Source organism: Methylorubrum salsuginis (assembly GCF_900114375.1).
Lineage (GTDB): Bacteria > Pseudomonadota > Alphaproteobacteria > Rhizobiales > Beijerinckiaceae > Methylobacterium > Methylobacterium salsuginis.
In genome coordinates this window covers 499,448-518,258 of the sequence record NZ_FOSV01000001.1, presented here as the reverse complement: position 1 = coordinate 518,258, position 18,811 = coordinate 499,448, and the positions used below count along the sequence as shown (strand labels likewise).

Sequence of the window (18,811 nt, the reverse complement as noted above, 5' to 3'; positions counted from 1 at the left end):
GAATCCCACTCATGCGCATCCTGATCGTCGAGGACGAGCCGCGCATCGCCGCGGATCTGCGGGCCGGGCTGGAGCGGGCCGGCTACGTCGCCGAGAGCGTCGGCGACGGCGAGGCGGCGTGGTTCAAGGCCGAGACCGAGACCTACGACGCCATGGTGCTCGATCTCGGCCTGCCCCGGCTCGACGGGCTCGGCGTGCTGCGCCGCCTGCGCGGGGCGGGCGTGCGGCTGCCCGTCCTGATCCTCACCGCCCGCGACGGCTGGCGCGAGCGCGTCGAGGGGATCGACGCGGGCGCCGACGACTACCTGCAGAAGCCGTTCCGCATGGAGGAGCTGGTGGCGCGGCTGCGCGCCATCCTGCGGCGCACCGCCGGCCACGCCTCGCCGGTGCTGCGGGCGGGCGCGGTCGAACTCGACACCCGCACCCGCGCGGTCTCGATCGAGGGCCGCGAGATCGATCTGACAGCGCTGGAATACCGCCTGCTCGCCTTCCTGCTGCACCGGCAGGGGCAGGTGGTGCCCGCGGGCGAACTGCTCGAACACCTCCACGGCAGCGACAGCGACCGCGAGGCCAACGCGCTGGAGGCCCTGCTGACCCGCCTGCGGCGCAAGCTCGGCCCCGGCGTGGTCGAGACAAGGCGCGGCCACGGCTACCTCGTGCCGGCCGACCCGGAGGGCGCGTGAAGCGCGACTCGTTGCGGCTGCGCCTCGGGCTCGCCGCCGCCGCGCTGATCGCCATCGCGCTGGCGCTGGCCGGGATCGGCCTCACCGTGATCCTCGACCGGGTGCTCGACGCCCGCACGGCGGACGGGCTCGACAGGGTCGCCAAGCTCATCGCCGGGCAGGTCGCGCTCGGTCGCGACGGGGCGCCGACCCTGCCGCAGGAGCCGCCCGATCCGCGCTTCTCGACGCCCTATGGCGGGCTCTACTGGCAGATCGAAGGGGGCGGGCCTTCCCTGCGCTCACGCTCGCTCTGGGACCGTGGCCTCGGCACCGTGCCGGACACGGCGGTCGAGCCGGCGGTGGGCGACCTCGACGGGCCGGATGGCGGCCGGCTCATCGCGGTCACGCGCCGGGTGACGATTCCGGGCAACGGCGGCCGGACGGCGCTGGCCGTCACCGTGGCCGAGGATCGCCGCGACCTGGCGCAGAGCCGCGCCACCTTCCTGCGCCTGCTGGTGCCCTCGCTCGTCGCGCTGTTCGCCGCCCTCACGCTGGCCATGGCGCTGTTCGTGCGTCGCGCCCTGGCCCCGTTCCGGGCCCTGCGGGCCGATCTCGCCGCGGTCCATTCCGGCGCCCGCCCGCGCCTGCCGGAAACATTCCCCGAGGAGGTGCGGCCGCTGGTGGCCGACCTCAACCGCCTGCTCGACGCGCAGGAGCGCGACCTGGAGCGCGCCCGCACCCAGGCCGCCGACATGGCCCACGGCCTCAAGACCCCGCTCGCCGTGCTCGACGCGCTGGCCCGCCGCACCGAGGTCGCCGACCCCGCCCTCTCGGAAGAAATCGCCGAGCAAGCCCGCGCCATGGCCCGCCAGGTCGAGCGCACGCTGGCCCGCGCGCGGGCGGCCTCCGGGGGACTCCGGCGGCGCGCCAGCCCGGCCGCCCCGGTGGCCGAGCGGATCGTCGGCGCCCTGAAGCGCCTGCCCGACGGCGAGGCCCTGCGCTGGGAGATCGCGCTGCCCGAGACGCTGGCCTTCCCCGGCGACGAGGGCGACCTCACCGAAATCCTGGGCAACCTCCTCGACAACGCCCGCAAATGGGCCCACCGCCGCATCCGCGTCTCGGGCGGGCCGGAGAAAGAGGGCGGGTGCCTCCTCGTCGAGGATGACGGCCCCGGCATGAGCGCGGCGGCGATCGCCGGCATCGCCCGCGGCCGCCGCTGGGACGAGACCCGCCCCGGCACCGGCTTCGGCATCGCCATCGCCCGCGACCTCGCGGAAGCCGCGGGCGCCGGGTTGCGGCTCGACCGCTCGGAATGGGGAGGCCTGCGGGTGACGCTGCATTGGCCCGCTGCCGGGGCCTGAGCCGGGCGAACGCTTCGTTCACCATCCCTACCGCCGCCCGCCCCATCCCTCCGACGGATGTGCGCCAACGCATGCGATCGACGCAAAGCTCGCGCCTATACCGCACTGCAACAAGCGTGAGGGTTCTGAGGCCATGGCCTCCAAGGTTCTGTTGGTGTTGACCGTGCTGGTGCTCCTGATCGACGGCCATGCGCCGCGGATGCGCGAAGTCCGCAATCCCGATTCCGAGGGCGGCGGGCGCCCGGCCTTCTCCCTCAAGCGCACCGACGGCTCGGCATGAGGCAAAAGGTCCGACGCGTGAAAGGCTTCTGAGGAAATCTTCACAAACCGCCGGAAAGCCGCCACCTTGGCTCCAAGCGGATCGATCCGCGGGAGGAAACGGATGTCGACGCGCGGATCACTCGCCCTCGCCCTGTGCCTGATGGCGCCGCTCGGTGCTCAGGCGCAGGACGGCTCCCTCGCCGCGACCACGTTGGGGCAGGTGATGAAGGCCCGCGCCGGCCTCCAGGCGGATTGCGGCTTCGACATCCTGAAGGAGAGCCCGCTCGGCGACCTCTCCTGCAAGTCCGGCACCCGCACCGCCGTCGAGGCCTGGGACGAGGCCCTGACCAAGGCCGGGCTCCCGGCCGATGCGCGCGCCGGCACTGCCGAGCGCCTCGGTCTCGTCCCCGCCCCCGAGGATGAGCCGGCGGGCCTCTGGCGCGCCGATCCGAAGGACGTCTCTCGGCTGATCGCGACCTTGAGCCTGAAGGCCGGCGGCTGATCCCGTCCCCGGATTCCCGCGCCGCCCCCTTGACGGCGCGTTGACCGCCCGCCGGGGCGCCCGTTAAGTGCCCGGATGCGCCTGCGCCCGCCACGCTTCGTGACCGGCCGCGCGATCATCGGGGTGATCGCGCTCTACGCGCTCGTCCTCCAGGCCTTCCTCGGCGCCCTCGCGCCCATCTCACCGGCGATGGCCGGCGACGTCCTCTGCGCCGAGCACGGGGTCGGGGCCGGCACGCCCGACGACCCGGCGCCGGCCTGCCACCATGCCTGCTGCATCCAGGCGCAGGCGCCCCAGCTCGGCCTGCCGCCGACACCCATCGCCGTCGCGGTCGCCGAATGGCCGCAGGCCGCCGCCGTCACGCCGTGGCCGCCCACGGAACACGCCCGTGCCCGCGCGCCCCCCGATCCGGCCGTCGGCCCACGAGGTCCCCCCGCCGCCTGAGCGATCCGTTCTTCGATCCCTCAGATTCCGGCTTTTCCATCCATGTCCGTTCCGTTCCAGGGCTCCGCCCCGGCCGCCGCGCGCGTCGTCGCGCGGGCGCCGCTGCGCGAGACCGTCTACCGTGCCGTCTGGCGCTGGCACTTCTATGCCGGGCTGATCTGCCTGCCGTTCCTGTTCCTGCTCGCGGCCACGGGCGCGCTCTACCTGTTCAAGGCCGAGATCGACGCCACGGTGTTTTCTCACCGCACCGTGGTGACGGCCTCCGGCGATCCGGTCGGGCCGGACCGCCTCGTCTACAACGCCATGCAGGCGGTGCCCGACGGCGTGCCGGTCTCCTACACCGAGCCGTCGAGCCCCACCGGCTCGGCGCTGGTGACGATGACGGTGAACGGAGAGAAGACGCTCGTCTTCCTCGATCCGTATCGCGGCCATGTCCTCGACGCGCTGCCCGCGGCCCAGGAATTCTCCGGCGTGGTGCGGCGGCTGCACAGCCTCACCCTGTTCGGACCGGCGGCGAACCTCGTCGTCGAGATCGTGGCGGGCTTCGCCGTCATCCTCGTCGTCACCGGCACCTATCTGTGGTGGCCGCGCGGGCAAGGGGGCGAGGGGGCCGGCGGCGTGGTGACGCTCCGCGCGACGCCCCGGCGCCGGGTGTGGTGGCGCGACCTCCACGCCGTCACCGGGCTGCTGGGGGGCGGGGGCCTCTTGTTCCTCGCGCTCACCGGCCTGCCCTGGTCGGGCTGGTGGGGGCAGGAGGTGCGGGCGTGGTCGAACGCCGCCGGCCTCGGCCAGCCGCATCGGCTCTGGGCCGACAAGCCGGTCTCGACGGTGCCGATGCGCGCCGTGCTCAACGAGCCCGGCTGGACGATGCAGGACGCCCCCGTGCCCCGCTCGGAGCCGCGCCCGGCACCCGCCATCGGCCTCGACCGGGCGGCGGCGATCTTGCGTGACATGGGCATGCCGGCGGGCTTCGAGCTGGCGCTACCAATCGGCGAGACCGGCGTCTACGCCGCCGCCGCCTATCCCCGCGACGTGACGGCCCAGCGGATGGTCTCCCTCGACCAATATACCGGCCGGCCCCTGGTCGATGTGCGCTTCGGCGAGATCGGCCCGGTGGGGCAGGCGATCCAGCTCGGCATCGGCCTGCACAAGGGCGAGCTTTTGGGTCGCGCGAACCAGCTCGCGATGCTGGCCTTCTGCCTCGCCACGATCCTGCTCTCGGTCACCGCGGGCGTGATGTGGTGGAAGCGCCGCCCCGCGGGCCGGCTCGGCGTGCCGCCGCTGCCGCGCGACCGGCGGGTGAGGGCGGGCGTGACCGGGCTCGTGCTCGGCCTCGGCGCGCTGTTTCCCCTCACGGGGCTGGCGATCCTCGCCCTGATCGGCCTCGACCTCGGCGCCCGCGTGCTCATCCGCCCCCGCGCCCTGCGCCCGGCCGCGCACGCCTCCTGATCCGGCCGGGCTCGTCCAAGCCCGCCGACACGCCATCCGCGGCCGCCTCCGGCGCCGCTCCTTTCCTTGTTTCCGACGAGCCCGTCATGCCCGCCCTCCTGCGCCGCAGCGCCGCCCTTTGCCTGATCGCCGCCCAACCCTTCGCGGCGCAGGCCGCCCCTGAATCCGTCACCCTCGAAGAGATTTCCGTGGCCGGCGAGGGCCGGGGCAACGGCTCCGGCGGAGCACCGTCCAACACCAGAAAAGAATTCGGGGTCGCGGCACCGCCCGGTGCGGCGGCCCTGCCGATCGAGCAGCCGGTCGGGCAGATCGTCACCGCGGTCGGGCGCGAGGCCATCGCCAACCGGCCTGCCACCGGCATCGGCTCGGTGCTGCTCGACAGCCCCGGCGTCACCGTGCGCCAGGGCAACGGCGGGCGCGACGTGGTGATCTCGATCCGCGGCAACAACGCCCGCTCCACCGGCGTGACCCGCAATATGGTGGTGCTGGAGGACGGCTTCCCGGTGACCCAGGCCGACGGCGCCTCGCGCTTCGACCTCGTCGATCCCCGCGCCTATTCCCGCATCGACGTGTTTCGCGGGCCGCAATCGGCGCTGTTCGGCAACTACGCCACCGGCGGCGCGCTGGCCTTCCGCACCCGCACCGGCCGCGAGATCGACGGCTATGAGGTCGGCGTCGATGCCGGCAGCTTCGGCTACCTCAGCAATTATTTCACCGTCGGCGGCGCGAGCGGCCCGTTCGAGGTCAGCCTGTTCGCCAGCGATGTCCGCGGCAACGGCTACCAGCAGCATTCGAGCTACGACACGCAAACCGTCAACCTGCTGGCGAGCTACACGCCGACGCCCGACACCCGCTTCACCCTCAAGGTGATCAACAACGAGATCGACGCCAACATCCCCGGCCGCTCGTCGTTCGACCAATACCGCATCAATCCCTTCCAGCGCGGCTGCGACACGGCCCTGACCGCCGCTCCGGGCTGCGCAACCTTCACCCTCGGCGGCATTCCGGCAACCGCCGCGCAGGCGGGCTTCCGCCGCAACGACCGCCGCACCATCGTGGCGGGGCGCTTCGAGCACGACATCGACGCGCAGACGACGTGGCGGGTGCAGGTCGGCTTCGACGAGCGCAACTACAACCAGCCGTTCTACACCTCGGCCGGCCGCGGCAGCCTGCCCTCCTACAACGTGCTGACCGACCTCACCCGCCGCGGCGAATTCTTGGGACTCCCGGCCGTCGGCTATGTGGCGTTGTCCTACAGCGCCGTCGACGTCACCGCCTCGACCTTCAACCTGACGGCGGCGGGCGGGGCCCGGCTCGGCTCGCTGGTCGCCTTGCAGGACGCCGTGCAGTCGAATCTCGGCGGCCGGGCGCGCCTGGAACTCGAACTCTCGCCCGAATGGAAGGCCGTCGCCGGCCTCTCGGCGGAGAACGCCACGATCACCGGGCGCAACCGCAATTTTCCGGTCACGGCCGAATCGACAGCCTACGCGAACCGCCGCTTCCTCAACGTCGCGCCCGAACTCGCCCTCGTCTACCAGCCGGACCCGACCTGGGCCCTGCGCGGCCGGGTCGCCACCGGCTACGCTACGCCCTCGTTCTCGTCGCTGTTCGTGACGCCGCTGGGCGTCCCCGGCAACAACACCGGCCTGAAGACGCAGGAAAATCTCGGCTTCGACCTCGGCGGCGACTGGCTGCCGGTCGCGGGACTGAAGCTCAGCCTGACCGGCTTCTACGAGTTCTTCCGCAACGAGTTCGTCTCGCAATCGCCCGGTGCCGGGCTTCTCAACTACACCTTCAACGCCCCCGCCTCGGAGCATCGCGGCATCGAACTCGCCGCGACCTACGCCTTCGCACCGGGCTGGAACGGCATGCTCGCCTATACCTTCGACGATCAGGTCTACACCGACTACGTCGAGCAGCTGAGCGTCCGGCGCCCGATCCCGGGGCCGCCCGAGCTTCCCCCTCAGTTCGAGAACATCACGCGACAGTTCAACCGGGCCGGCAACCGCATCCCCGGCGTGCCCGACCATCAGCTGCTCGCCCGCGTCGGCTACGACGTGCCGGCGGGGCCGCTGGCCGGGCTCGGCGGCTTCGCCGAGGTGGTGGCGCAGGGAGGCTACTACGCCGACAATTCCAACCTGCTGAAGATTCCCGGCTACGCGATCGTCAATCTCAACGTCCACTATTCGGCGCTGCTGCCCGCGGGCTACGCCAAGCGGATCGACCTCTACGGCGAGGTCCGCAACGTGCTGGATACGGTCTACGTCGCCTCCGCCAACCCGGTCGCCAACACCCTCAACGATACGGTCGCGGCAATCGCCGGGCGGCCGACCGCGACCTCGATCTACGCGGGCGCGCCGCGCACCTTCGTGGCCGGCATGAAGCTGTCGTTCTGACCGCGTCGAAACCGGGCGATCCTACCGCCCGGCATTCACCCAGCGCACCAGATCGCCGAGCACTTGGCTCAGCGCGGCGTCGAGGCCGGTGGCGGCGGTCTGGGGATCGACCTTCGGCACGGGGACGCGGGCGGTGAAGACGCGGGCGTTGACGACGCGGCCGCTGCCCTCGGCGATGAGCTTGGCCGAGAGGTCCACCACCGCCTCGCCGGAGCCGGAATCGATGTCGAACTCGCGGATCTCGCTGACCAGCAGGTAGTCGGACGGCACCTTGTCGCCGGGGCGGGAGACCGAGCGCAGGCGGCCGGTATTCTCCAGGCTCTGGATGATCCGGGTCTGGACCAGGCGCGGCAGACGGTCGGCCCACTGGCCGCCGCCGAGGAAGGACAGGGAGCCGCCGCGCTCGCGCACGATGATGCGGTCGGCCTCCATCGGCTGCAGGCCGACCGGCTCCGACACCACCACCGAGCGCGCGGTGCCGCCGGCGCGCGGCTGGCCCGGCAGGGCGGCGAGGTCGAAGGTGAGCGGGGTCGCGCCGCCGCCGCCGCAGCCGCCGAGCGCGGCCAGCATCGCGAGGCCGGCGGCGGCGCAGGCCACGCGGCCGGAAGAGGCGGGGAGGAAAACTCGCATCATGCGCTCGGGGACCGTCCGTCGCTGGGGCAGGGGCTGAACGTCACCCTACCACGCCCAGCTTACGGCAACGCTCGAACGCGGCGGTGCGACCCGGCACATCGGGCGCAGCCGGCAACTCAGCGGCCACCGTTGTATTCCGGCAACGACGGCTTGCCGCCGAAGATCACCTGGGAGGGGTCGCGCTCCAGGCTGCGCGCCGCCCGGCTCAGGGTGTTGAGGGTGCGCTGGCCGTCGCTCGCCAGCGCCTCGACCTCGCGGCGGCTCGACCCCGACAGGCGGTTGAAGCTCGTCGAGATGTTGGCGGTGCGCTTGTCGAGGTTTTCCGAGAGCGTGCGGAAGGCGATGCCGGCCTCGCGGACCGAGACGGCCGCCTTCTGGATCTCGGAGAAGGTACCCGCGCCCTGCTGGCCCGAGGCCGAGCCGAGGAAGCCCTCCGCCCCCTTCAGGACGCCGTCGATCCGGTCGGCCGAGGCGCTGAGCTTGGCCGCCAGCTGCCGGGCGTCGTGCAGGCCCGCCTCGATGTCCGGACCGGCCTTGGCCAAAGCGGTCGAGAAGGTGTCGGCGTTCTCGATCACCCGGTTGAGGCGCTGCCCGTCCACCGCCTTGACGAGGCCGGCGATGGAGGGACCGGCCTCGGCCAGCGTCTTCGAGAAGCTCTCGACATTGGCCAGCGTGCGGGTGATCGCGCCCTCGTTGCCGGCCACCACCTTGTCGAGGCGCTGGAGCACGTCGTCGGCGCGCTGGGCGATCTGCTTGGCCGCCGCCATCATGTCCTGGATGTCGCTCGAATCGGCGAAGATCGTCGGCATCTGGTCGCCGGAGCCGGGCTTGAGCGGGGGCGCGTCGGCGCTGCCGCCGGATAGCGAGATCTGCGAGACGCCGGTCAGCATGGCGGAATCGAGCCGGGCGCGGGTGTCTGCGCGCAGCGGCGTCGAGGGATCGACCTGCACCACGGCCACGACCCGGCGCGGGTCCTGCGGCAGGAGGCGCACGTCGAGCGCCTCGCCGACCTTGATGCCGTTGAACGACACTGTCGAGCCCTTGGCCAGGCCCCCGACCGAGCCGGAGAAGACGATACGCAGCGCCTGGGTCGCCTGCCCCCGCGATCCGCCCTGGAGCCAGAACACGAAGCCGAAGGCGGCCAGCACGACGCCGATGGTGAAGGCGCCGATCAGGACGTAGTTCGCGCGGGTCTCCATCGGACTAGTTCTCTCCCCGATCCGGAGGGCCGAGGCGGTGCGCCACCGCACTTCGACTGACTCGGTGCGCTGCTCCCGACCTGCGGTCGGGAGCAGCGCGTCCGGCGGATGACCGCCGCCGCGCGGTCGCGCGGGCGATCAGTGATGCCTGGGCATCGCCGATCGGAAGGAGCATCACCGTCTCACGCATGGGCATAGGCCGGCTGCGGCGCCGGTGCGGCGGGCGTCAGAGCCCGCGCGCGCTTGCCGTGGAAATAGGAGCGCAGCCACGGATGATCGTGGTCCAGCATCTCCCGGATCGTCCCTTCCGCGATGATCTTGCCGTCGCCGAGCGCCGCGATGCGGTCGCAGGCGGTGTAGAGGCTGTCGAGATCGTGCGTCACCATGAAGACGGTGAGCCCGAGCGTGCGCTTCAGGGTCGAGACGAGGTCGTCGAACTCGCCCGCGCCGATGGGGTCGAGACCCGAGGTCGGCTCGTCGAGGAACAGGATCTCGGGATCGAGCGCCAGCGAGCGGGCGAGCGCCGCGCGCTTGATCATGCCGCCCGACAGCTCCGAGGGGTACTTGTCGGCCGCATCGGGCTTGAGGCCGACCATCTCGATCTTGAGCCGGGCGAACTCGTCGAGCAGCCGCTCGGAGAGCTTCAGGTGCTCGCGCATCGGCATCTGGATGTTCTGCTTGACGGTCAGTCCCGAGAACAGGGCGCCCTGCTGGAACAGCACGCCCCAGCGCTGTTCGAGCTGGCGCCGCCGGGCGAGGGAGATGGAATCCACGTCCTCGCCGAAAATCTCGATGGTGCCCGAGCGCTTCGGCACGAGGCCGAGGATGGTGCGGGTGAGCACCGACTTGCCCTGCCCCGAAGGACCGACGAACCCCAAGATCTCGCCGCGGCGGATGTCGAGGTCGAGGCCCTTCATCACGGCGCGCTCGCCGAAGGTCACGACGAGGTCGCGCACGCGGATGATCGCGTCCACATCGTCACGCGTCGCCTGGGGCGCCGCCGCTTGAGGGAAGTGAGGGTCTGCCAACTCGTCCGCTCGCGCGTGTCAAAAGTTGATCGCGGCGAAGAAGACCGCGAAGAGGCCATCCAGCACGATCACCATGAAGATTGACTTGACGACTGAGGCGGTGACGTGGCGGCCGAGCGATTCCGCCGAGCCCTGGACCGCGAACCCCTCGATCGTCGCGATGATGCCGATGGTGAGCGCCATGAACGGCGCCTTGATCAGGCCGACCGCGAAGTGGTGGAACGACACCGCCGCCTGGAGCCGCGCCAGGAACCCGTCCACGGTGAGCCCGCCATAGAGCGCCGCCGTCAGGCCGCCGCCGGCCAAGGCCGCGAGCGAGCCGAGGAAGGACAGGATCGGCAACCCGATCACCAGCGCCAGGATGCGCGGCAGGATCAGGATCTCGATCGGATCGAGGCCCATGACGCGCAGGGCATCGACCTCCTCGCGCATCCGCATCGAGCCGATCTCGGCCGTGAACGCCGAGCCGGAGCGGCCCGCCACCATGATCGAGGTGAGGAGCACGCCGAGTTCGCGCAGGATCAGCAGGCCGATCAGGTTCACGACGAAGCTCTGCGCGCCGAAGCGCTGGAGCTGGAAGATGCCCTGCTGCGCGACGATGCCGCCGACGAGGAAGGAGATCAGCACGATGATCGGCACGCCGCGGAAGGCGACCTGTTCGAGCTGGTTGACCAGCGCCGCCGTGCGGAAGGTTTTCGGTCGCCGCGCGACGCGACCGGCGGCGGCGACGACTTCGCCGAGGAAGGCGATGCCGGCCAGCACCTCGGCCCCGCCGCGGGCGACCCGGCGGCCGAGGCCGTCGAGCATTCGGATGCCCGGGCTGCGGGTGTCGCGCGCCTTCGGCTCGGGCTCGCGCAGGCCCATCTCGCCGAGCAGGATGCGGTGCTCGGGCCGGGCGCCGGCATAGGCGAGGCGCGAGCCCGCCCCCTCGATCTCGGCGCGGGTGCGCTCCAGCACCCAGGCGCCCAGCGTGTCGAGGCGCTGCACGGCGCTCAGGTCGATCACCACCGGCTGACCGCGGCCGTGCGCCGCAATGCCGGCCGCCGTCCGCTCCACCGCCTGCCCCTGGTCGGCGGTCCAGCGCCCGCGCAGGGTCACGCGCGGGCCGTCGAGGTCCGCGCCCGCGGTATCGAGCGTACCGGAGCCGTTTTCGATCCGCACGGATCACTCCCGCTGGCGTCCCTGCGGGACGGGTCGGACTACGTAAGCGGCCTCTATACCGCATCGCCGCATGGGGGGCCAAACGGGGCGGGCTTCGTTGACTTTTGATAAACCTTGGTGCCTCTGCACGCCGCCGTCCGGGAGGCCCCCCGCTCCCGAGCGTCCGGCGAACGCGCCGGCGGATCGCGTGTCGGGATCGAGGTTGCGATGTCGGTTTTCGGCAAAGGCCACACGGCGCGCGCTGCGCGCTGGCCGCTCCTCCTCGCGCTGCTGATCGCCCCACCGGGCCTGGCCGCCGAAACGCGGGGCGCGCCGCCTGCGGTCGGCACCCTCACGGTCTCGGCGCAGGAGGTGACCGAGACCGAGAAATACATCGGCCGCGTCCAGTCGGTGTCGCGCTATTCGGCGGTCGCCCGCGTCACCTCGTTCCTCAACGCGGTGGTGTTCACGGAGGGCCAGGACGTCCGCAAGGGCGACGTGCTCTATCGGCTCGAGACGGCGCCGTTCGAGGCCGACCTCGCCTCGAAGAAGGGCGCGCTCGCCAACATCCAGGCGCAGCTCAAGCTCGCCGACCTCAACCTCGCCCGCTCGACCTCGCTGATGCGCAGCCCCGCCGGGCTGCAGCAGAAGGTCGATGAGGATCAGTCCCAGGAAGGCTCGCTGCAGGGGCAGCTCCAGGGCGCGCAGGCCGACCTGAGGACGGCGCAGATCAACCTGAGCTACACGACCATCGCCTCGCCGATCGACGGCAAGGTCGGCCGCACCGCGATCACCGCCGGCAACCTCGTCTCGCCCGATACCGGCGTGCTGACCACGGTGGTCAGCCAGGACCCGATGTACGTGGTGTTCACGATACCGACCCGTACGGTGATCGACCTGCGCCACCGCCTCGCCTCGGTCGGCGGCATCGATTCGCTGAAGCTGCGCATCGTCCTGCCCGACGGGCGGACCTACGCGGAGGCCGGCCGCGTCGACTTCACCGACAACACCATCTCGTCCTCCACCGACAGCTTCACGATGCGCGGGGTCTTCGCCAACCCGTCGCGCGGCCAGAACAAGGCCGGGCACGCGGTGCGCGAACTCATCGACGGCGAGTTCGTGACGGTGATCGTCGAGAACCCCGAGCCGGTGCGCCTCGTGACGATCCCGCGGGCGGCGGTGCTGACCGACCAGCGGGGCGACTACGTCTACGTCGTCGGCGCCGACGGCAAGGCCGAGCGGCGCAATGTCGGCCTCGGCCAGCCGGTCGGCAATCGCACCACGGTCACCTCCGGCCTCAAGGACGGCGAGACCATCGTGACCGACAACCTCCAGCGCGTCCGCGCCGGAGAGCCGGTGGCGGCCTCCCCCGCGCCGGGCGGGCCGGGCCAAGAGGGCGCTCATGAGGGCGGCCGCTGAGCCGGATGGCGCGGCGGGGCAAGGTTCGGAGCACGCGATGATCTCCTCGATCTTCATCGACCGCCCGCGGCTCGCCGTGGTGGCGGCGGTCGTGGTGACGCTCGCCGGCCTCCTGGCGATGGTCCAGATCCCGGTGGCCCAGTTCCCGCAGATCGTGCCGCCGGAGGTGCAGGTCAGCGCCACCTATCCGGGCGCCTCGGCGGAGGTGGTCGAGGCGGCCATCGCCCAGCCGCTGGAAGCCGCGGTGATCGGCGTCGACAAGATGATCTACATGAAGTCGATGAGCGGCAACGACGGCAGCTACAGCCTGACCGTGTCGTTCCAGCTCGGCACCGATCCGGACATCGACACCGTCAACGTCAACAACCGCGTCCAGACGGCGCTCGCCCAGCTGCCGCAGGAGGTGCGGCTCGAAGGCGTCACGGTGCAGAAGCAGGCCACCGCGATCCTGCAATACCTGATGCTCTACAGCGAGGACGGCAGCCACGACCCGCTGTTCCTGACGAACTACGCCACCATCAGCGTGCTGGACGAGCTGAGCCGCACGCCCGGCGTCGGGCAGGCCTCGCTGTTCGTCAACCAGCAATATTCCATGCGGATCTGGTTCGACGTCGATCGCCTCAACAACCTGAAGATGGCGCCGTCCGAGATCGTCAACGCCGTCAACGCGCAGAACGTGCAGGCCGCCGCCGGCCGGGTCGGGGCGCGGCCGGTCAGCAACGACCAGCAGTTCCAGTTCAACGTGCAGACCAAGGGCCGGCTCTCGACCGCGGCGGAGTTCGGCAACATCGTCGTGCGCGCCGATCCCGACGGCTCGGTACTGCGGGTGAAGGACGTGGCCCGCGTCGAGATGGGTGCCCAGAACCTCGACGCCATCGCCCGGCTCAACGGCAAGCCCGCGGTCGCCATCGCGATCCAGCTGGCGCCGGGCGCCAACGCGGTCCAGACGGCCGACGCCGTGGACGCCACCCTGAAGCGGGTGAGCAAGCGCTTCCCGCCGGGGGTCAAGTCCAAGGTCGTCTACGACGCCACCACCTTCGTCGATCAGACCATCCGCGAGGTGCTCCTGACCATCGGCGAGGCGTTCCTGCTCGTCGTCCTCGTCGTCTACCTGTTCTTGGGAAGCCTGCGGGCCGCGCTGATCCCGGCGCTCGCCGTCCCGGTCAGCCTGATCGGCACCTTCGCGGTGCTGCTGGCACTGGGATACTCCGCCAACACCATCTCGCTGCTCGCCATGGTGCTGGCCATCGGCATCGTCGTCGACGACGCCATCGTCGTGGTCGAGAACGTCGAGCGGGTGATGGAGGAGCGGCCGGACCTCACGGTCCCGGAGGCGACCAAGCTCGCCATGCGCGAGGTCACCGGGCCGATCCTGGCCATCACCCTGGTGCTGCTCTCGGTGTTCGTGCCGCTCGCCGCCATCCCCGGCCTGTCCGGCGTGCTGTTCCGGCAATGCGCGGTCACGATCGGGGCCAGCATGGTGATCTCGGCGCTGGTGGCGCTCACCCTCTCGCCCGCGCTCTGCGCCGTGCTGCTGCGCCGCGGCGGCCACGCCCGCGGGCTCGCCGGCCTGACGCAACGGGCGATCGAGCGGACGCGGATGCGCTATGCAGACCTCGTCGCCCGGCTCGTGCGGGTCAGCCTCGTCGGCCTCGCGCTGGTGGCGGCCTGCGGCGGCGGCATCTACGTGGCTGCGGCGCTGGCGCCGAGCGGGTTCCTGCCTTCCGAGGATCAGGGCGCCTTCTTCGTCACGGTCCAGCTCCCCGACGGCGCCTCGGTGTCGCGGACCGCAGAGACCGTGACGGCGCTGGAGAAGCGGATCCTGGCGATGCCGCAGGTGGCCGACACCTACTCGGTGATCGGCTATTCCTATCTCGATACGGTGAACGCCCCGAACATGGCGTTCATGCTGGTCCACCTGAAGCCGTTCTCGGAGCGGACCGGGCCGGAGGATTCGGCTCAAGCACTGATTGCCCGGATCACGCGGGAGGCGCGGTCGATCCGCAGCGGCGAGGTGATCGCCTTCAACATGCCGCCGATCATCGGCCTCTCGACCAGCGGCGGCTTCGAATACGCGTTGGAGGCGATCGAGGGCCAGAGCCCGGAGGAACTCGGCAGCGTCGCGCAGGGGTTGATGGCCGCCGCCAACGCCGACCCGCACCTCACGGACGTGTTCACCACCTACACCGCATCCAACCCGTCGCTGTTCCTCGACATCGACCGCGACAAGGCCGCGGTGCTGGGCGTCAACCTCGGCGATGTGTTCGACACGCTCCAGGCGACGTTCGGGGGCACCTACATCAACAATTTCAACATCTTCGGCCGTACTTGGCAGGTCAACATCGAGGCCGAGGCGGGCGACCGCGACAAGGTCTCGGACCTGTGGCAGGTCTATGTGAAGAACGCCAAGGGCGACGAAGTCCCGCTGCGCTCCTTCGCCTCCGCCCGCTTCGTCGGCGGCCCGCAGGTGCTGACCCGCTACAACAACTACCGCTCGATTCCCGTCGAGGGCAGCCCCGCCGCGCGGGTCTCGTCGGGCACGGCGCTCAAGGCGATGGCGGCGGTCTCCGAGGCGACTTTGCCCGACGGCTACGGCTTCGAATGGACCGGCACCGCCTATCAGGAAACGAAGGCGCAGGGGCAGACCGGGCTGGTGCTCGGCCTGTCGCTGGTCTTCGCCTACCTGTTCCTCGTCGGGCTCTACGAGAGCTGGATGATCCCGGTGCCGGTGCTGCTCTCCGTCAGCGTCGGCGTGCTGGGGGCGCTCGCCGGCATCCTGGTCGCCGGCCTCTCCCTTGATCTCTACGCCCAGGTCGGCCTCGTGGTGCTGGTGGCACTGGCGGCCAAGAACGGCATCCTCATCGTCGAGTTCGCCCGAAAGCAGCGGGCGGACGGACATTCGATCCGCGAGGCGGCGGTGGCCGGGGCCTCGGTGCGCTTCCGGGCGGTGGCGATGACCTCGATCGCCTTCATCCTCGGCCTCGTGCCCCTCGTCTTCGCCGAGGGCGCCGCCCAGATCAGCCGCCGCGCCATCGGCACCCCCATCTTCGCCGGCATGATCGCGGCCACGACCGTCGGGCTGTTCCTGATCCCGATGCTCTACGTCGTCTTCCAGAGCCTGGCCGAGCGCGGGCTCAGTCGGCGCAGGGCCCGGTAACGGCTTCCCAAAGGACGAGTGCTTCGGCGGGGCACCGGGGCAGAGCCGCGATCTCCCTTCGAACCAGGGCGCCGCCCTGGACCCGCGAAACGACTCGTCCTCTCGAAAGCTAGACTTTTCTCACTTCGTCGCGGCGAGCGTGTCCCAGGACATCAGCGCGATGCGGGCCGCGGCCTCCAGCTCCGCGCGCGCAGCGCCGTCGCGGGCGAGCAGCGACATGCCGTTCTGGACCGATTGCACGAAGCGGGCGAGGCCGCGCAGATCGGTCGCGGCCGGCAACTCGCCCGCTGCGACACCCCGGCGAAGGCGCTCCTCCAGACGCGCCAGCGTGACCGCCCGCTCCGACACGAGCCGCCGACCGAGATCGGGATGGGTGCCGGGGCAGACCGAGGACAACGTCACCATGCAGCCGCGGGGATCGTCGGCGCGGGCCTCGTCGCGGCACGCGCCCGTCAGCGCCGCCGCCGAGTCGAGCAGATAGGCCGCGACCGCCGCGCGCGCGGTCGGCGACGCGCGGAACCCCGCCCAGACCGACGCCTCGTAGGTCTCGGCATAATGGCGCAGGGCCTCGAGATAGAGCGCCTCCTTCGAGCCGAAGGCCGCGTAGAGGCTCGGCGAGCCGATCCCCATCGCCGCGGTCAGATCGCTGATCGAGGTCGCCTCGTAGCCCTTGAGCCAGAACAGCCGCATCGCCCGCGCCAGGGCGGCCCCGCGGTCGAAGGCGCGGGGCCGCCCGCGAGTCCGCATCTGGGCCGGCTCGGAGGCCGGCGGCGTCTCTCCGGAATTCTGCATCGATCGTTCTATAAATCGCTTGACCGGCCCAGCCAACACACCTAGCCATTTCTGTGTCGATCATTACAAAAAAGGACGGTCGGATGAACGAGCTGGCAGGCAAGCGCGCCCTGGTCACGGGGGCCTCGCGTGGCATCGGCGCCGCCATCGCGCTGGCGCTGGCAGGGCGCGGCGCCGACGTGGCGATCACCTACGAGCGCTCGGCCGACCGCGCCGCCGAGGTGGTCCGGCAGATCGAGGCGAAGGGCCGGCGCGGCCTCGCGCTCCAGGCCGACAGCGCCGACCCGGCGGCGGTGCGCCGCTCGGTCGAGGCGACGGTCGAGGGGCTCGGCGGGCTCGACATCCTCGTCAACAATGCCGGCATCGCCCGCGGCGGCACGGTGGCCGAGATGGATCTCGCCGACATCGATGCGCTCCTGAACGTCAACGTCCGCGCGGTGGTGCTGGCCTCCCAGGCCGCGATTCCGCATCTCGGGTCGGGCGGGCGCATCGTCACCATCGGCTCGTGCCTCGCCGAGCGCGTGCCGTTCCCCGGCGTGACGGTCTACTCGATGACGAAGTCGGCACTCCTCGCCTTCACCCGGGGACTTGCCCGCGAACTGGGGGCCCGCGACATCACCGTGAACCTCGTCCAGCCGGGCGGCACCGACACCGACATGAACCCGGCCGACGGCCCCCATTCCGCGGGCATCCTCGCGCACACGCCGCTCGGCCGCTACGGCACGCCCGACGACGTGGCCGCGACGGTCGCCTTCCTGGCAGGCCCCGCCGCCCGCCAGATCACCGGCACCACGCTCACGGTGGATGGCGGCTTGAACGCCTGACCGGCCGACCGAAGCGGCGAGGGGGTAACCCCAGCCGTTTCAAGGCGTTTTGGCTGCCGAGCGCCTTGCGGTAGGGCCTACGGCCGCACGTCCGGGGTCGACGTTGCGGGTCACGCTCAGCAGGCGGGCAGCCAAGGCAGGCGGGTCGATCGAACCACGCGCGGCCCGGTGCTCTGGCGGCAGGGCGACGCACAGATCTTCGTAACCCCCGCGAGCCGTCAGGGTGAGGTCATATCATACAGCGAGCCCCTCGGCCCGCCCCCGTGTCCGGGGCGTACGCCTGCTCCTCGAACCGCGTCAGCGCCGTGCTCCAGAGACAGCCCGAGCCGTCCGACGAGCCTGTCATCCGACCGGCTCGGGTGCAGGACAAACATCTTGAAAAGACTGGCACGCAGGCCCTTGACGGGGTCGCGCGGCGAAGCCCTGAGGATGGCTCCGCCAACCAGGGCTCCGCCCTGGACCCACGAAAGGACTTGTCCTTTCGAAACCTCTTACCCTTGGCGCGCGGGGGTCGTGACGGTCAGGCCGTCGAGTTCCGGGCTCACGCGGATCTGGCAGGACAGGCGCGAGGTGGCGCGCACGTCGGAGGCGAAGTCGAGCATGTCCTGCTCCATCGGCTCGGCCGGGCCGACCTTCTCGGCCCAGTCCGCATCGACGTAGACGTGGCAGGTGGCGCAGGCGCAGGCCCCGCCGCATTCGGCGTCGATGCCGGGCACGTTGTTGCGGATCGCCGTCTCCATCACGGTCGAACCGACCTCGCCGTCGATCGTGCGGGCCGTACCGGCGTGATCGACGAAGGTGATCTTGGGCATGCCTAGCTCCAGGGGCGTCTTTCGCGCGCCGCGCGCGTTCCGACGGATGGCGTTGCTTGAGGGCCGACGCGCCAGAATGCAAGCCGTGAGATCGACGCGCGGGCTCGCGGGAAACGCGCCCGGCGGCCTCAGGTGCCCCGCGACGGATCGGAGGCCGCGCCGTCTTCCGCGATCTGCGCCAGCGTAGCCGCGACGGCGGCCTCCAGTTCCGGCAGTTCGGGGGCCGCGCCGTCGGCGCGCAGGCTGGCCTCGACCGCCGCGCCGGCCGTTGCCACCCGCACGGCCCCGACGCCGAGCGCCGCCCCCTTCAGGGTGTGGGCGAGGTCGGCCCGCTCCGCGGCCGAAAGGGTCGGCGCCCCGATCATCGGTGTCAGCCGGCGGCACTGGTCCACGAACAGGCCCAGCACCTCGCGGGCGAGGTCGGCATCGCCGAAGGTCTGCGCGGTCAGATGCGCGCGGTCGATCAGGGGAAGGTCACGCATGGTCTGGGGTCTCGCGCCGTCTCGTCACGGTCTTGTCGGGGCGGGTCTCTTCACCCTGCGGCGCATCACCTGTGGGCGGCGGGGCCTATCCACAGCGCAGGGCCCCGCGGGGCGTACCGGTTTAACCCCCGGCGCGTCAGAACTCGAAGCGGACTTCCCCTCGAAGCCTTCGCCGAGCCCCGGCTTGGTAACCATTCCGTTAAGGTTTTATGGGGGCTCCGCCGGGTCCGCCTATCCGGGGCGCGACTTG

The 18,811-nt window shown here is 71.3% G+C and carries 17 protein-coding genes; 10 read left to right on the top strand and 7 right to left on the bottom strand.

Annotated features, from left to right (window positions below; all coding sequences use genetic code 11):
• The first annotated feature begins 11 nt into the window (after nucleotides 1–11).
• The 7 genes from BM140_RS02330 to BM140_RS02305 all read left to right on the top strand — a co-directional run bounded on the left by BM140_RS02330 (nucleotide 12) and on the right by BM140_RS02305 (nucleotide 7,075).
• Complete coding sequence (locus BM140_RS02330; RefSeq protein WP_091941522.1) at nucleotides 12–683, top strand: response regulator transcription factor; 672 nt, start codon at nucleotides 12–14, stop codon at nucleotides 681–683.
• Nucleotides 680–2,023 (top strand): sensor histidine kinase, encoded by a 1,344-nt coding sequence (locus tag BM140_RS02325; protein WP_091941520.1) that lies wholly within the window; start codon nucleotides 680–682, stop codon nucleotides 2,021–2,023. The genes BM140_RS02330 and BM140_RS02325 overlap by 4 nt, the downstream gene beginning before the upstream one ends.
• 133 nt (nucleotides 2,024–2,156) lie before the next feature.
• A complete protein-coding gene (locus BM140_RS25690; protein WP_165616373.1) occupies nucleotides 2,157–2,303 on the top strand; it encodes a hypothetical protein in 147 nt (48 codons plus the stop codon).
• A gap of 102 nt (nucleotides 2,304–2,405) precedes the next feature.
• The gene (locus BM140_RS02320; RefSeq protein WP_091941518.1) at nucleotides 2,406–2,786 is read left to right on the top strand and encodes a hypothetical protein; all 381 of its coding nucleotides are present in this window, start codon (nucleotides 2,406–2,408) and stop codon (nucleotides 2,784–2,786) included.
• Between the two features lie 75 nt (nucleotides 2,787–2,861).
• Nucleotides 2,862–3,230 (top strand): hypothetical protein, encoded by a 369-nt coding sequence (locus BM140_RS02315; RefSeq protein WP_091941516.1) that lies wholly within the window; start codon nucleotides 2,862–2,864, stop codon nucleotides 3,228–3,230.
• A 42-nt stretch (nucleotides 3,231–3,272) separates the two neighbouring features.
• Nucleotides 3,273–4,679, top strand: a complete 1,407-nt coding sequence (locus BM140_RS02310; protein WP_091941514.1) for a PepSY-associated TM helix domain-containing protein — start codon at nucleotides 3,273–3,275, stop codon at nucleotides 4,677–4,679.
• Between the two features lie 86 nt (nucleotides 4,680–4,765).
• Complete coding sequence (locus tag BM140_RS02305; protein ID WP_091941512.1) at nucleotides 4,766–7,075, top strand: TonB-dependent receptor family protein; 2,310 nt, start codon at nucleotides 4,766–4,768, stop codon at nucleotides 7,073–7,075.
• A gap of 21 nt (nucleotides 7,076–7,096) precedes the next feature.
• On the opposite strand, the gene BM140_RS02300 is transcribed toward BM140_RS02305, so the two are convergent.
• From BM140_RS02300 to BM140_RS02285, 4 genes are all read right to left on the bottom strand, one after another.
• On the bottom strand, nucleotides 7,097–7,705 hold the full coding sequence (locus BM140_RS02300; protein WP_425287034.1) for an ABC-type transport auxiliary lipoprotein family protein: 609 nt from the start codon (nucleotides 7,703–7,705) through the stop codon (nucleotides 7,097–7,099).
• Between the two features lie 119 nt (nucleotides 7,706–7,824).
• Complete coding sequence (locus BM140_RS02295) at nucleotides 7,825–8,907, bottom strand: MlaD family protein (protein ID WP_091941508.1); 1,083 nt, start codon at nucleotides 8,905–8,907, stop codon at nucleotides 7,825–7,827.
• Nucleotides 8,908–9,089: 182 nt separating this feature from the next.
• Nucleotides 9,090–9,824, bottom strand: a complete 735-nt coding sequence (locus tag BM140_RS02290; protein WP_342030017.1) for an ABC transporter ATP-binding protein — start codon at nucleotides 9,822–9,824, stop codon at nucleotides 9,090–9,092.
• Between the two features lie 129 nt (nucleotides 9,825–9,953).
• The gene (locus BM140_RS02285) at nucleotides 9,954–11,096 is read right to left on the bottom strand and encodes an ABC transporter permease (RefSeq protein WP_091941506.1); all 1,143 of its coding nucleotides are present in this window, start codon (nucleotides 11,094–11,096) and stop codon (nucleotides 9,954–9,956) included.
• A gap of 207 nt (nucleotides 11,097–11,303) precedes the next feature.
• Between BM140_RS02285 and BM140_RS02280 the strand changes: the two genes are divergently transcribed.
• Together BM140_RS02280 and BM140_RS02275 are read left to right on the top strand one after the other, a co-directional pair.
• Nucleotides 11,304–12,494 (top strand): efflux RND transporter periplasmic adaptor subunit, encoded by a 1,191-nt coding sequence (locus BM140_RS02280; protein ID WP_091941503.1) that lies wholly within the window; start codon nucleotides 11,304–11,306, stop codon nucleotides 12,492–12,494.
• Between the two features lie 37 nt (nucleotides 12,495–12,531).
• Nucleotides 12,532–15,651, top strand: a complete 3,120-nt coding sequence (locus tag BM140_RS02275; RefSeq protein ID WP_091941501.1) for an efflux RND transporter permease subunit — start codon at nucleotides 12,532–12,534, stop codon at nucleotides 15,649–15,651.
• Between the two features lie 120 nt (nucleotides 15,652–15,771).
• Here BM140_RS02275 and BM140_RS02270 read toward each other — a convergent pair whose 3' ends face one another.
• Nucleotides 15,772–16,443 carry a TetR/AcrR family transcriptional regulator gene (locus BM140_RS02270; RefSeq protein WP_091941500.1) on the bottom strand — a complete coding sequence of 224 codons (672 nt, stop codon included), beginning with the start codon at nucleotides 16,441–16,443 and terminating at the stop codon, nucleotides 15,772–15,774.
• Nucleotides 16,444–16,526: 83 nt separating this feature from the next.
• Here BM140_RS02270 and BM140_RS02265 point away from each other — a divergent pair, with 83 nt between their 5' ends.
• Entirely contained in the window at nucleotides 16,527–17,267 is a 741-nt protein-coding gene (locus BM140_RS02265) for a 3-oxoacyl-ACP reductase family protein (RefSeq protein WP_091941498.1), read from the top strand.
• A gap of 491 nt (nucleotides 17,268–17,758) precedes the next feature.
• Here the strand turns inward: BM140_RS02265 and BM140_RS02260 are convergent, their stop codons facing one another.
• A complete protein-coding gene (locus BM140_RS02260) occupies nucleotides 17,759–18,079 on the bottom strand; it encodes a 2Fe-2S iron-sulfur cluster-binding protein (protein WP_091941496.1) in 321 nt (106 codons plus the stop codon).
• A 128-nt stretch (nucleotides 18,080–18,207) separates the two neighbouring features.
• Nucleotides 18,208–18,561 carry an Hpt domain-containing protein gene (locus BM140_RS02255; protein ID WP_091941494.1) on the bottom strand — a complete coding sequence of 118 codons (354 nt, stop codon included), beginning with the start codon at nucleotides 18,559–18,561 and terminating at the stop codon, nucleotides 18,208–18,210.
• Nucleotides 18,562–18,811 lie beyond the last annotated feature (250 nt).